15 protein-coding genes and 2 riboswitches are annotated in these 12,865 nt (G+C 57.0%); of the genes, 7 read left to right on the top strand and 8 right to left on the bottom strand.

The annotated features are described in order from the left end of the window. Positions 1-19: 19 nt before the first annotated feature. The gene (locus C8N30_RS07240) at positions 20-721 is read right to left on the bottom strand and encodes a response regulator (RefSeq protein WP_025063838.1); all 702 of its coding nucleotides are present in this window, start codon (positions 719-721) and stop codon (positions 20-22) included. Next, complete coding sequence (locus C8N30_RS07235; protein ID WP_025063837.1) at positions 718-1,227, bottom strand: MarR family winged helix-turn-helix transcriptional regulator; 510 nt, start codon at positions 1,225-1,227, stop codon at positions 718-720. Before C8N30_RS07235 ends, C8N30_RS07240 begins: the two co-directional genes overlap by 4 nt. Positions 1,228-1,382: 155 nt before the next feature. Between C8N30_RS07235 and C8N30_RS07230 the strand changes: the two genes are divergently transcribed. Next, positions 1,383-2,252 carry a branched-chain amino acid aminotransferase gene (locus tag C8N30_RS07230; protein WP_025063836.1) on the top strand — a complete coding sequence of 290 codons (870 nt, stop codon included), beginning with the start codon at positions 1,383-1,385 and terminating at the stop codon, positions 2,250-2,252. Between the two features lie 86 nt (positions 2,253-2,338). Here the strand turns inward: C8N30_RS07230 and C8N30_RS07225 are convergent, their stop codons facing one another. The 4 genes from C8N30_RS07225 to C8N30_RS19295 form a co-directional block, all read right to left on the bottom strand. Further along, positions 2,339-3,286 carry a cyclase family protein gene (locus tag C8N30_RS07225; RefSeq protein WP_025063835.1) on the bottom strand — a complete coding sequence of 316 codons (948 nt, stop codon included), beginning with the start codon at positions 3,284-3,286 and terminating at the stop codon, positions 2,339-2,341. A gap of 113 nt (positions 3,287-3,399) precedes the next feature. Beyond that, positions 3,400-3,999, bottom strand: a complete 600-nt coding sequence (gene cobO / locus C8N30_RS07220) for a cob(I)yrinic acid a,c-diamide adenosyltransferase (RefSeq protein WP_025063834.1) — start codon at positions 3,997-3,999, stop codon at positions 3,400-3,402. Between the two features lie 22 nt (positions 4,000-4,021). Continuing rightward, the gene (locus C8N30_RS07215) at positions 4,022-4,999 is read right to left on the bottom strand and encodes a DMT family transporter (RefSeq protein ID WP_025063833.1); all 978 of its coding nucleotides are present in this window, start codon (positions 4,997-4,999) and stop codon (positions 4,022-4,024) included. A 71-nt stretch (positions 5,000-5,070) separates the two neighbouring features. Then, positions 5,071-5,247, bottom strand: a complete 177-nt coding sequence (locus C8N30_RS19295) for a DM13 domain-containing protein (RefSeq protein WP_156949590.1) — start codon at positions 5,245-5,247, stop codon at positions 5,071-5,073. A 439-nt stretch (positions 5,248-5,686) separates the two neighbouring features. Between C8N30_RS19295 and C8N30_RS07210 the strand changes: the two genes are divergently transcribed. Further along, a complete protein-coding gene (locus C8N30_RS07210) occupies positions 5,687-6,067 on the top strand; it encodes a hypothetical protein (protein ID WP_051567240.1) in 381 nt (126 codons plus the stop codon). A 70-nt stretch (positions 6,068-6,137) separates the two neighbouring features. On the opposite strand, the gene aroC is transcribed toward C8N30_RS07210, so the two are convergent. Further along, positions 6,138-7,241, bottom strand: coding sequence for a chorismate synthase (gene aroC, locus C8N30_RS07205; RefSeq protein WP_025063831.1), 1,104 nt, complete (start codon positions 7,239-7,241; stop codon positions 6,138-6,140). Between the two features lie 91 nt (positions 7,242-7,332). Further along, a riboswitch (TPP riboswitch) is annotated at positions 7,333-7,432 on the top strand. A gap of 34 nt (positions 7,433-7,466) precedes the next feature. Between aroC and thiB the strand changes: the two genes are divergently transcribed. The 3 genes from thiB to C8N30_RS07190 are packed head-to-tail and all read left to right on the top strand — an operon-like array spanning position 7,467 to position 10,670. Beyond that, positions 7,467-8,444, top strand: coding sequence for a thiamine ABC transporter substrate binding subunit (gene thiB, locus C8N30_RS07200; protein ID WP_025063830.1), 978 nt, complete (start codon positions 7,467-7,469; stop codon positions 8,442-8,444). Continuing rightward, on the top strand, positions 8,420-9,991 hold the full coding sequence (locus C8N30_RS07195; RefSeq protein ID WP_025063829.1) for a thiamine/thiamine pyrophosphate ABC transporter permease ThiP: 1,572 nt from the start codon (positions 8,420-8,422) through the stop codon (positions 9,989-9,991). The genes thiB and C8N30_RS07195 overlap by 25 nt, the downstream gene beginning before the upstream one ends. Beyond that, positions 9,978-10,670, top strand: coding sequence for a thiamine ABC transporter ATP-binding protein (locus C8N30_RS07190; protein WP_025063828.1), 693 nt, complete (start codon positions 9,978-9,980; stop codon positions 10,668-10,670). The genes C8N30_RS07195 and C8N30_RS07190 overlap by 14 nt, the downstream gene beginning before the upstream one ends. Here C8N30_RS07190 and C8N30_RS07185 read toward each other — a convergent pair. Next, positions 10,667-11,092 carry a 6,7-dimethyl-8-ribityllumazine synthase gene (locus C8N30_RS07185; RefSeq protein WP_025063827.1) on the bottom strand — a complete coding sequence of 142 codons (426 nt, stop codon included), beginning with the start codon at positions 11,090-11,092 and terminating at the stop codon, positions 10,667-10,669. The two genes, C8N30_RS07190 and C8N30_RS07185, sit on opposite strands and share 4 nt — an antisense overlap. An 82-nt stretch (positions 11,093-11,174) precedes the next feature. Next, positions 11,175-11,329: riboswitch (FMN riboswitch) on the bottom strand. Positions 11,330-11,393: 64 nt separating this feature from the next. On the opposite strand from C8N30_RS07185, the gene C8N30_RS07180 reads away from it, so the two are divergent. Both C8N30_RS07180 and C8N30_RS07175 read left to right on the top strand, forming a co-directional pair. Beyond that, entirely contained in the window at positions 11,394-12,017 is a 624-nt protein-coding gene (locus tag C8N30_RS07180) for an FMN-binding negative transcriptional regulator (RefSeq protein ID WP_025063826.1), read from the top strand. A 66-nt stretch (positions 12,018-12,083) separates the two neighbouring features. Then, positions 12,084-12,695, top strand: a complete 612-nt coding sequence (locus C8N30_RS07175; protein WP_025063825.1) for a glutathione S-transferase — start codon at positions 12,084-12,086, stop codon at positions 12,693-12,695. The last annotated feature ends 170 nt before the right edge of the window (positions 12,696-12,865 follow it).

Genomic DNA, 12,865 nt, shown 5'->3' with positions numbered 1-12,865 from the left:
GCTGGTGCCGGGCGTTTTCTCAATCAGGGGCGAGCATGTATCCCGCACCGCGCACAGTTTGCAGATAGCGGGGCTGCTTTGGATCGGCCTCGATTTTCCGGCGCAGACGGGTGATCTGAACGTCTACGGCGCGCTCTTGGGCCTGCCCGCGGTCACGGCCCAACTCTTCTACCAGCTTTGCGCGGCTGAGCGCCTCACCAGTTTGTGCAGAAAATATTTTCATCAGCTGTATTTCGGTTGCGGTCAGGCGGACCAGATTGTCACCTTCCCACATCTCGCCCCGCTCCATGTCGTAGCGGATAGGCCCTAGATTAAGGACTTTGGGTGCTATGTCTTGGGGCGCTGATTCCGGCATGCGGCGCAGAATGGCATTGATCCGCAGCAGCAGTTCCTTGGGTTCGAACGGTTTTCCAAGGTAATCATCTGCACCTGCTTCGAGCCCTTCGATCCTGTTGTCCGTATCACCCTTTGCCGTGAGGAGAAGGATCGGCGTTGTCATGGTTTCGCGCAGCGACCGCGTTAGGCTCATACCGTCTTCGCCGGGCATCATCACATCCAGAATGATCATATCGAATTCCAGCCCCGACAAAATCCGCCGCGCATGGGCGGCATCACGGGCAGCTGTGACCAGGAACCCGTGTCGCATCAGGAACTTCTGCAGGAGTGTGCGAATGCGTTCGTCATCATCGACAATCAGTAGGTGCGCATCAGGTGTACTCATGACGTGCTGTCTTTCAAGCGGCCGTATGCAGAGCGCATTTCGATGTCCATCATCGCTTCGAGGACAGTGCGAAAGCCTGCAACGGCGTCGGGTCCTGCATCGCGAAAGGCGGCGCGCATGCGGGCACGTTGTGCATCCGAGAGTGTCTGTTCCAATGTGCGTCCTGCCTGTGTCAGATTCAGGTGCCGCTCGCGTTTGTCCACGCGGCCAACCTTGCTTTCTACCAGACCATCCGCAATCAGCGTGCGCAATACACGGTTCAGCGATTGTTTTGTAACGCCAAGGATATTCAGCAGGTTGTTAACGGTAGTGCTTGGCGCCCGCCCGATAAAATGGATGGCGCGGTGATGGGCGCGCCCATAGGCCATATCGGCAAGAATGCGGTCTGGATCTGCAGTGAAACCCCGATAGGCAAAGAACATTGCCTCGATACCCTGACGCAGTTGTTCGTCGGTCAGAAACAGCAGGGCCTCGCCGCTTGAGGGGCTGGATGTGCGCCTGTCCATGGAGGTCTCCTGCGGTTGTTTCCATCGGTCACATTATGTCAGTGTTGTTGACATTCCAACCCCGAAAGGCTAGGCAGCGGCAAGTTTTGCGTAACTATATGTCTGTCAACCGGCATTTTACGCAATATATGCAAACAGGGTTTAAGGGGATAACTATGGCTGGTGGATATGATGATCGAGACGGGCACATCTGGATGGATGGCAAATTGGTGCCGTGGCGCGACGCCAATGTACACATCCTGACGCATGCGATGCATTATGCCTCGTCGGTATTCGAGGGGGAACGAGCATACAACGGAAAGATTTTCAAAAGTCGGGAGCATTCGGAGCGGCTCAAGCGCTCTGCCGAAATGATTGATTTTACTATCCCCTACACCATCGACGAAATAGAGGCTGCCAAGGCCGAGGTGCTGGAAGCCTCCGGTCTTAAGGATGCATATGTGCGCGCAATCGCGTGGCGCGGTGCGGGTGAAGATATGGGCGTGGCCTCTTCGCGTAATCCGGTCCGCATGGCCATCGCCGTATGGGAGTGGGGCGCGTATTACGGGGACGCAAAGATGAAGGGCGCCAAGCTCGACATCTCGAAATGGAAGCGTCCCTCGCCCGAAACGATCCCCTGTCACGCCAAGGCGGCGGGTTTATACATGATCTGCACTATGTCCAAGCATGCGGCTGAGGCAAAGGGATGCTCTGACGCAATGATGTATGATCACCGCGGTTATGTGGCCGAAGCAACCGGGGCAAACATCTTTTTCGTCAAGGATGGTGAGGTGCACACACCTGACCCCGAGTGTTTTCTTAATGGCATCACACGGCAGACCGTTATCGGAATGCTGCGCGATCGCGGTATCAGCGTTCACGAACGGCATATCATGCCAGAAGAGCTGGCGGGCTTCGAGGAATGCTGGCTCACCGGAACTGCGGCCGAAGTCACACCTGTAGGCCAGATTGGCGAATACACTTTCAAAGTGGGTGCTCTGACGCGCGACATCGCAGAGAGCTATGAAAAGCTTGTGCGCGCCTGAGCTTTTACATCTGATTTGCCGGTAGCTGGACCGTAGGTCCGGCCACCGGCGTCGTGGCGGGGCCAACGGCCCCGCAACCATTCAGTTTAATAGAGTGCTACCGGATTTATCATCGCCTGTACTGTTCCTATGATGCGGGGTTGGCCTAGAACAAACATAAACTCGTTCACTCCTTCACGCAAAAGCGGACCTACATTCATCGTTTCCAGAATGTAGATCCCGTTTTCCTTCAGAAGGGTAACATGGCCATAGAACACTTTGTCACCCGGAGCAGGCGGGATCGGTTCGAGACCCCAAGTGTCCGCGCCAACCGCCATCGGGTTTAGCGAAGCAATGTAGACGGCGCCTTCGTTGCTCAGGCCCGGTTCTGTGCTTCCCCATGCAGCCGGATCACTTTCAATCATACCTTCGGTCCAGCCGGTGTGGAACAGGATGATGTCACCTTCGCCCATGGTCACGCCCTGTGCCTCAGCGGCGGCTTTGATCTCGGCCTCTCCAAAGTGCGCTCCTGCGGGCATCACGTCGACACCCGCATTGGCTGCCATATCGAGGATTACGGCACGGCCGACCAGTGGCGGCACGGCATGTGTACCAAGCTTGGTCAGACCGGTGATGGCGCTGATCTCTTTTTCGTCGAGGCAGTTGTAGTAATGCCCGCCTTCGCCAAGGTGCCCTAATCCGTCAAGTTGCGAGCCGATCCCTATCCAGGTTTGCAGGATGTCATCATTGTAATTGCCTTCATAGCCGAAGCCGGACAGCTTTTGCCCACCTTGCTGGTTCGGCTGTACAATTTGCAGGTTGAGCGAGCGGGGCGGAAATGCCGGTGTGTTCGGCCCGATCGCAATACCCAGCGGCATGGATTTGCCTTGTTTGATCAATGATGCGGCGGCCAGCGTGCGCTCGGGGGTGACCAGATTTGCAGAGCCGAGGGTGTCCTCCGCCCCCCACTGGCTGGTCGAGGTGCAGTCTGCAAATGCGGCCCCAGCACCAAGCGTGAGCCCGACACACAGGGCCGTAAGTTTCGTAAAAGTCATATTAATCCTCCACAGTTGGACGTGCGCGTCCTCTCGCGGGACGATTCGCTCCGTCAGTAGTTGGAGGTTAGCACGGGATTCCCGTTTGGCGGGACTAATCGGATTTGCGCGGTTTAGTAATCCACACCGCGCTGCGCCTTAATCCCTGCCTTGAACGGGTGCTTTACCTCGGTCATCTCTGTGACCAGATCGGCATAATCGCAGAGCTCCGGTTTGGCGTCACGACCGGTCAGTATAACGCCTGTTCGCTTGTCCCGCGCCTCAAGTCCTGCGAGGACATCAGCAACCGAAAGGTAGTCATACCGCATCGCGATGTTGATCTCGTCCATGACGATAAGGTCGTATTCACCGCTTTCCATCATCTCGCGCCCTTTGGCAAAGGCCGCTTGGGCGGCTGCAATGTCGCGGTCCTTATCTTGGGTATCCCACGTGAAACCTTCCCCCATTGTGTGCCATGTGACCTCGCCCAGACGGTCGAAAAACTGGCGCTCGCCGGTTTTCCATTTGCCTTTGATGAACTGCACAACGCCTACTTTCTGTTTCCAGCCCAGCGCACGTACAATCACGCCAAATGCGGACGAGGATTTACCCTTTCCTGCGCCGGTATGGACAAGAACCAGCCCCTTTTCAGGGTCTTTCAACTCGGACACGCGTTTGCGTTGTTCGGTTTGACGTTCTTGCATTTTAGTTTTGTGGTCTGTGGTGTCGGTCATCTGGTGTCTCCTTTAGGGGGCATTATTCCGGGGTTCCTTGCGGGGGCACATTGGCCTTTGATTTGCTTCTGTCCAGTCCCAACTGGCGCTCGCGCCATATAATCAACACGCCGCCCGCGATCACCAGTGCGGCACCAGTAAGGATGGCCACGGTGGGCAGTTCTCCAAATACGGCCCATCCGATGAGGCTGGCAAAAATCATCGAGGAATAGTCGAAAGGCGCGAGCATGGAGGCTGCGCCGAAGCGCAGCGAGGACGTAACGAGAATCTGGGCAATCCCGCCGATCATGCCCGCCGCGACCATTAAACCCGCGACCTGCCATGTCGGTGTGATCCAGTCGAGGGCGCTCCAGCCGGTCAACTCGCCCAGAGGATAGGTGAGCAACGAAAGGCAGGTGGCAGTCAGTGAAAAGTAAAACACGATGGCAGCCGTGTGTTCGGTCTGGACCAGCTTTCGCACATGGATCTGTACCAATGCACGCAACACAGATGCGGCCAGCACCATCAAGGCGCTTATAGTGGCCGTGCGTGTAACCGCATCCGCCTCGAGTGAAAGGCGCGGTGCCAGCACAATCAACACGCCGATCAGCCCCAAAGCCACTGCGGACAATCGAAATAGACGCACTCGCTCGCCCAGCAGTACTGCAGCAAACAGGACGGTAAACATCGGTGTGGCATAGCCGATTGCCGTCACTTCGGGCAGGGGCAGCAGGCCAAGGCCGCCAAAGGTAAGCGCCATGGCCGTGGTGCCGAAGATGCCGCGCCAGACATGGCCCACGAAGTTCTGGGGGATCAGACCGGTACGCAGATCATGCTGTTGCCAAAGCCACAGAATGATCACGGGAAAAGCAAAGACGGAGCGAAAAAAGACGGCCTGCGGCGGTGGAACAGTTTCCGAGGCGCTTTTGATCAATGCCGCCATTACCATGAACAAAAAAAGAGAACACAGCCTGAGTGTGATCGCCGTGCCCGGCCTGTTTGCTGTCATGTTCTGCGCCATGATTTTATGTGCGCCCTTGGGCCAAAAAGATCAAGCAGGCAGCAACTGTGCAAGCCGCTGCCCGCGCAACATTATTTCAGTAACGCAACACCGAGGGGCACGGCGAATTGGTCCCACCAGATGTAGATCTCGTTGAGGCCGTCTACGTTAACCAATGCGGGCACGATAAAACTTTGATCGCCTTTGACGGAGTTGAGAGCACCGACACTGGTGCCCCTGACATACGCGCCATCTTTTTCGACGTCCACGCTTGGGTCAGGGGCGCCATCAAGCGGGAAGCCGTCACTAAGGGTGGTGGTGTATGAGCCATTTGCATTTTTCGAAACTGCGATACAGCCTGTCGTAATATGATCGCTTGCGGCGCCAAAAGTACCAGTTGGATCGGCGGCGGTAAACGTAGGTGCAGCGAGCGCGATAGACAGGACAAGCAGGGCAGAGGAGATAGGCCCTATAAGTAGGTTCCTTGTTCGGATTTATATTTATGTATCAAACCCTCTTTGGAGTTAGGAGCCGAATGTTGCAAAACGCAGCTGCGTGATTTTTGTATCGGTTGGTTCAAAATAAGACTGAGGTTAGTTTAAGGCACGGCCGAGAGAGTTCGACGAAGTCGAGGCGATCCGCAAGGCGACAGATGTCTTTTGGCGGCATGGCGATCAGGATGCTTCCCTCCCAGACTTGCTGGAGGGAATGGGGCTGACGCGGGGCGATCTATATAAGGGGTTCAAAGACAAAAAAACCTATCTGCGTGTGCTTGAGTATTGCGAAAGCAAAGCTGTGGCGGATGCTTTTACCCTGCTGGTTGGCCAGCCCGGTGCAGATGACGTTGAACGCATTGTGGCGTTGTTTGACAGTATTTCAATCGCGGCCCTGCGCGGGGAGCACAGAGGCTGTTTTCTGCGCACCGCAGCGAGTGGCGGGAGATGTAGACCCGATATTTCGGGGGCCGTGCTTCTTAAGATGCACGGTGGATTTGTGCGGCCTCTCCAGCACATACGATACTACCGGAAGTTGAAATCACGCGCCTCGCGGGTGTTCTGGTTCCGCAGTATGCCGGGTTGCGGATGCTAGTCCGCTCACGATTGCCGTAGGGTATATTGGAGCAGTTGGTGCAAGGTATACCACATATTCTAAGCCGCCCCTAACCGATGTGCCCGCGATTTGTACCAATCTGGCCGCGGTGCAGCAGAAGGTGGTCAAGAATAACACAAGCCATCATCGCTTCGCCCACAGGCACGGCGCGAATACCAACACAGGGGTCATGGCGACCTTTAGTAATAATCTCGGTTTCCTCGCCCTGTTTCGTGATTGTCTTACGGGTGGTGAGGATTGACGAGGTGGGCTTGACCGCAAAGCGGACAACAATGTCCTGACCTGTACTGATCCCGCCCAAAATCCCGCCAGAGTGGTTGGAGGAATAGCGCGGCTGACCGTCATCCCCCATGAAGATTTCGTCTGCGTTAAGCTCTCCGGTTAGCATCGCGGCGGACATGCCCTCGCCAATCTCGACGCCCTTGACGGCGTTGATGCTCATCATTGCGGCGGCTAGATCGGTATCGAGTTTGGCGTAGACTGGCGCGCCGATCCCTGCCGGTACGCCGCGTGCGGTGACTTCGATTATCGCACCTACAGAGGACCCTGATTTACGCAGATCATCGAGATAGGCTGACCAATCGGTCGCGGCCTGCGCATCGGGTACCCAAAACGGGTTTTGCGCAATCTGGTCCCAGTCAAAGGCATCGCGGTTGATCTTGTTAGGGCCCATTTGCACCATGTAGCCTGTGATCTGGACATTCGGGGCAATCGCTTTGATCGCCTCACGGGCCAGACCGCCTGCGGCTACGCGGCTAGCCGTTTCGCGCGCCGAGGAACGCCCGCCGCCGCGATAATCCCGCACACCGTATTTCTGGAAATAGGTAATATCGGCATGACCGGGGCGAAACTTATCCTTGATGTCGCCATAGTCCTTGGAGCGTTGATCGGTGTTCTCGATCATTAGTTGGATTGGTGTGCCGGTCGTGACGCCCTCGAAGGTACCGGACAGAATCCGTACCTCGTCTGCCTCACGGCGCTGAGTAGTGTATTTGTTCTGGCCTGGTTTGCGCTTGTCGAGCCAGTGCTGGATCATTTCAGGCGTGACCTCGACGCCAGGAGGGCAGCCATCGACAGTTGCCCCCAATGCAGGGCCGTGGCTTTCGCCCCAAGTGGTCACGCGGAAAAGATGGCCAAAGCTGTTCATCGACATGGGAGGTCTCCTTTGCACACTGCCTTAGCGGGCGAGCGGCAGTGCCTCAAGTGGTTTTGGCTTGCCAAAGGGACGCGCCCCTCCTAACCCTGTTCATACCTCGGGGAGCACCTTTGTGCTGAGATTGCGAAAGCTGACCCGTCGAACCTGAACCGGTTAACACCGGCGGAGGGAAGGTCTGGACATACTTCCATCACCTCTCTGCGCCGCAATTTGGAGGATGCGATGAAGTATCTCACGTTTGCGACTGCAACACTGGCGGCGACCGCTGCATTGGCGGAGACGCCCGAACTAGTTGTCTATACCTATGACAGTTTTGTGAGCGAATGGGGGCCAGGTCCTGCAATCGAAAAAGCTTTTGAAGAGACCTGCGGCTGCGATCTCAAGCTTGTCGGTCTCGGGGACGGGGCCGCACTTTTGGCTCGGCTTAAGCTGGAAGGGGAGCGCTCTGATGCGGATGTGGTGATGGGTCTTGATACTTCCCTGATCGCGGCGGCAAAAGAAACAGGTCTGTTTGCAGAGACTGCGGTAGAGGCGGAATATACACTTCCCATTGCGTGGGCGGACCCTGTTTTTGCTGCATATGACTGGGGCTATTTCGCGTTTGTCCACAACAAGGATCTGATCCCGCCTGCGAATTTCACAGCGCTGGGTGAAAGTGATCTGAAGATCGTTATTCAGGATCCGCGGTCCTCGACACCCGGTCTGGGTCTGCTGATGTGGGTGAAAGCAGCGTATGGCGATGATGCGCCGGCAATCTGGGACGGTCTGGCCGACAATGTCGTAACCGTGACAAAAGGCTGGTCGGAAGCTTACGGCCTGTTTCTGGAGGGCGAGGCCGATATGGTTCTGAGCTATACAACCTCACCTGCCTACCACCTGATTGCGGAACAAGATGACGGCAAAGCGGCAGCGGCATTTGACGAAGGTCATTACATGCAAATCGAAGTTGCGGGCAAACTGGCGGGAACGGACCAGCCCGAGCTAGCCGATTTGTTTCTGAACTTTATGGTCGGTGAGGCGGCTCAAACGATTTTGCCGACAACGAACTGGATGTATCCCGCTGTGACACCTGCGGGAGGGCTTCCCGAAGGGTTTGAAACGTTGATTGTTCCGGCAAAAGCGTTGCTGACGCCAGTCGACGAAGTGCCTGCAGTGCGTGAGGAGGCTTTGGCCGAATGGCTCAAAGCGCTGTCGCAGTAACCGGCGCTTCAATCAGTCCAAAGTCGGGGTTCAGCGCGGCACTGATTGTGCTGTCGTTGATCCTGCTTGCACTGGCAGCTGTCGCGAGCCGTGCGGAGTTGGGGGTTGGATTGGGGCCGAGCGATTGGGCGGCTGTACGGTTCACAGTTGTGCAGGCAGCTTGCTCATCTATCCTCTCCTGCATCCTTGCAGTGCCGGTGGCGCGGGCACTTGCACGGCGACGGTTCGTCGGGCGCGGGGTGCTTGTCACACTTCTGGGCGCCCCTTTCATTTTGCCGGTAATTGTTGCTGTGCTGGGGCTTTTAGCGGTTTTTGGGCGCAATGGATGGGTAAATGCGGGGCTGGAGGGGCTGGGCCTGCCTACGGTATCAATTTATGGACTACAGGGTGTTGTACTCGCCCATGTGTTTTTCAACATGCCCCTCGCAACGCGCCTTTTGTTGCAGGGGTGGCAGGGTATTCCCGCAGAGCGGTTCCGCCTCGTAGCGCAGCTGCGGCTGTCGCCGCGTGCAGTGTTTCGGGCAGTCGAGATGCCGATGCTGATGCAGGTGGTGCCTGGGGCCTTGGCGCTCGTGTTTGTGATGTGCCTGACCAGTTTTGCTGTGGCACTGACGCTGGGGGGCGGTCCGCGGGCGACCACGATCGAACTGGCGATTTATCAGGCTTTCCGGTTTGATTTTAATTTAGGGCGAGCGGCGCTTTTGTCCCTCGTGCAGTTGGTGCTGGCGGGCAGTATCGCGATGATCGCACTCTGGCTGGTGCCAAGGGTGCGCGTCGGCGGCGGTCTGGACCGAATTATGCCGCGATGGGACGCACGTGGCGGGGCGCAGCGCGCGGGCGACGCGGTAGTCATCTTCCTCGCGGCCCTGTTTTTGATGTTACCGCTGTTGGCGCTGGTCTGGCGTGGGCTTCTGGGGCTCCCTCAGATGCCGGTCGCAGTCTACAGCTCTGCAGGGACATCGATTGCCGTGGCGCTCGCGAGCATCGCATTATTGCTTTTTCTTGCGCTGCCTATGGCGGGTTGGATTGCCGGGCGCAGGGGTGTTGGTGTGGAGGCTGTAGGCCTGTTGGGTCTGTCTGCTTCGCCGCTGATGATTGGAACGGGGTGGTTTATTATGATCAACCCTTATGCCGATCCGTTTGACTTTGCACTGCCGGTGACGGTTCTGGTCAACGCTATGATGGCATTGCCGTTTGCCTTGCGCATTCTGGTGCCGCCGATGCGCGATACAGTGGCACAATACGGGCGGCTAAGCGCGATGCTGGGTATTCGGGGTTGGCGGCTGTGGCGTGTTCTGCTGTTGCCGAGGCTGCGCGCGCAGATCGGGTTTGCTGCGGGTTTGACGGGGGCGCTCTCGATGGGAGATTTGGGAGTGATCGCTTTATTTGCGGATCCGGAGCGCGTGACACTGCCCTTGCAGATGGTGCGCCTGATGGGCGCTTACCGAATGGACGCAGCAGCAGGGGCTGCGCTTATCCTCCTTGCGCTGAGCCTAGGAATTTTTTGGATATGTGACAAAGCGGGGCGCTGGCATGCTGAGGCTTGAGGATGCGCTGATTGCGCAAGGCGATTTTTTGCTGAGGGCTGATCTGACGCTGGAGGCGGGGCGAAAGTATGCTGTCATTGGGCCCTCTGGCGCTGGAAAATCCACGCTGCTTGCAGCGCTGTGCGGCTTTGTGCCGCTGACCTCGGGGCGCATGTTGTTCGAGGGCGAGGATATCACTGATGCTGCCCCTGGTGCGCGCGCCATGACGATGTTGTTTCAGGACAACAATCTGTTCCCGCATCTCAGCGTTGCGCAGAATGTCGGACTGGGAATGCGGCCTGATCTGCGGCTCACGGCTGAGCAACGTCAGGTGGTCGAGACTGCTTTGGAGCGTGTGGAACTGGCGCAGTTCGCGGGTGTTAAACCTGGACTGCTTTCAGGAGGACAGCAGAGTCGTGTGGCGCTGGCGCGTGTGCTGGTTCAGGCGCAACCGCTGGTGCTGCTCGATGAGCCGTTTGCGGCGCTGGGACCGGCGTTGCGCAATGAGATGCTGGATCTGGTGCAAGAAATGGTGATGCAGACGGGGGCGGCAATGGTCATGGTGACCCATGCACCCGAAGATGTGCGGCGCATCGCGGACGAAGTAATTTTTGTCGAGGGTGGTCGCGCAAACAGTCCGCGTCCAGTGGCAGATCTGATGGACAATCCACCACCGGAATTGCGGGCCTATCTGGGCTAGGTTCGGGCGGTTATCGCCAGAGCGGCGCGCGCGGCTTCACGTCCTTTTTCTACAAAATGCGCACGATAGATCGTATTGTGGTGATCTGTTTCTTGGTAGTGATGCGGTGTAAGCGAGACAGACAGGACGGGTACGCCAGTATCGAGGCCGACCCGCATGAGGCCGTCGACCACCGCCGCGGCAACAAAATCATGGCGGTAGATGCCGCCGTCAACCACGAAAGCGGCGCAAATTATGGCGTCATATTTGCCAGATTTGGCCAGTTGTTGAGCCTTGAGCGGCATCTCAAATGCGCCCGGAACGTCAAAGACATCAACCTGTTCGTTTGGCACGCCCTCGGCGAAACCATCATAGGCACGGTCGACAATGTCGGCGTGCCACTGTGCTTTTACAAAAGCGAAGCGGGCGGGGGTGTCTGACATGGGTAATCTCCTTTAGGTTTGACACGTCCACCCAAGGCGATAACAGACCAACAGCCGCGCCTGAGAAGGTGCGACTTTTGTCCTGCATTCTCTTCCATCCGGACTATTACCGTCGGCTCCGGCATCGCACCGGATCTGCTTGACCAAGCGACCCGTTAGGGGGCGCTTGCGCTCGCGGGCTCGGAGGATCCCCTCCATACCGCCGGTGGGGAGTTTCACCCCGCCCTGAGAATACGTACAGATTGCCAAGGGGGCACAGGGTCTGCAATAGCTTAATGCGTCGCAGTTTCAGGAGGGCGCTATGCATCCCAATCCGGTGTTTCGTGATATTGGTAGCGCACAGAATATTGCGTTTGCGCGCAATCGCGGCTTCGGCGTTCTTGTGGTGAACGGCGAGGGAGGCCCGCATATTAGCCACATCCCGTTTTTATTGAACGATGACGGGACGGCGGCGGAGCTGCACTTGGTACGCTCCAACCCGATCGTGCGGATAGGCGAGGGCGTGCATCAGGCAACATTACTCGTATCGGGGCCAGACAGCTATGTTTCGCCAGACTGGTACGGCGTTGCCGAACAGGTGCCCACATGGAATTATATTGCGGTGCATCTCACCGGCAAGCTGGAGCAGCTACCGCAGGAGGTCATGCACGAGATGCTTGACCGCCAAACAGCGGCTTACGAAGCACAATTGTTGCCAAAAACCCCTTGGACGACGGCCAAGATGTCGCCGGAAGTTTTAGACAGGATGATGCGGATGATTGTGCCGTTCCGGTTTACGCTGACCGCAGTCGACGGCACTTGGAAGCTTGGCCAGAATAAGCCTGATAAGGCGCGCAAAAGTGCTGCCCAAGAAATGGTGGCAGGCGGGATCGGCAGCGAGGTCGAGACTCTGGCCGCCATGATGCGCGACCTTGATCATGGCTAACAGATGGTTGCCTTGGGCGATGTTCAGGTAAAGAGTGACGACAAAGCAAATCAAAGGACCCCCATCATGAAGCTGTTTTACGCCCCCACATCGCCATATGTACGCAAAGTGATGATTTTGCTCGAAGAAACCGGGCAGCGGGATGATGTCGAGTTAATAAATGTGGCAACTACGCCTTTGGCCTCTGATGCGTCCTTGCTGGCAAAGAATCCTTTGGCAAAAGTGCCTGCGCTTGAGCGTCCCGACGGGCCAACACTCTATGACAGCCGCGTTATAACAGCATATCTTGATGCGCGTGGTGGTGACAGACTTTATCCTGGCGGCGCGCGGCGCTGGGATACGCTGACGCTGGAGGCAACAGCGGACGGGATACTGGATGCAGCGATTCTCATGGTTTATGAGACGCGTTTGCGCCCCGAGGAAAAGCGGATGCCTGAATGGGTGGACGGTCAGTGGGACAAGGTTGCGCGTAGTATATCAGCGCTCAATACACGCTGGATGAGCCACCTCAATGGTCCGCTGGATATGGGCCAGATCGCCGTTGGCTGTGCGCTGGGCTATATCGATTTCCGTCATGACACGCGCAATTGGCGCACAGGGAACGACGGTTTGGCAGCATGGTACAAGGAGTTCGAATCGCGGCCATGGATGAAATCCACAGTTCCGCCAGCGGCGTGAATCTTACCAGACTAGATCAAATCGCCTATGAATTTTGGAAACTGCGACGGTTTGCGCAGCTAAACCATCTGGACGATTGTGCTAGTCCCAGCTAGATAACGCAGCAATGTCCGACGTCTTGAATCAAGGCGTCATAATACCTATTGGCCCGATTGCGGCCCAAATACGGA

Origin of the sequence: Sulfitobacter guttiformis (genome assembly GCF_003610455.1) — a bacterium.
In the GTDB taxonomy this organism is placed as follows: Bacteria; Pseudomonadota; Alphaproteobacteria; order Rhodobacterales; family Rhodobacteraceae; genus Sulfitobacter; species Sulfitobacter guttiformis.
This window is presented reverse-complemented; position numbering and strand designations above follow the sequence as displayed.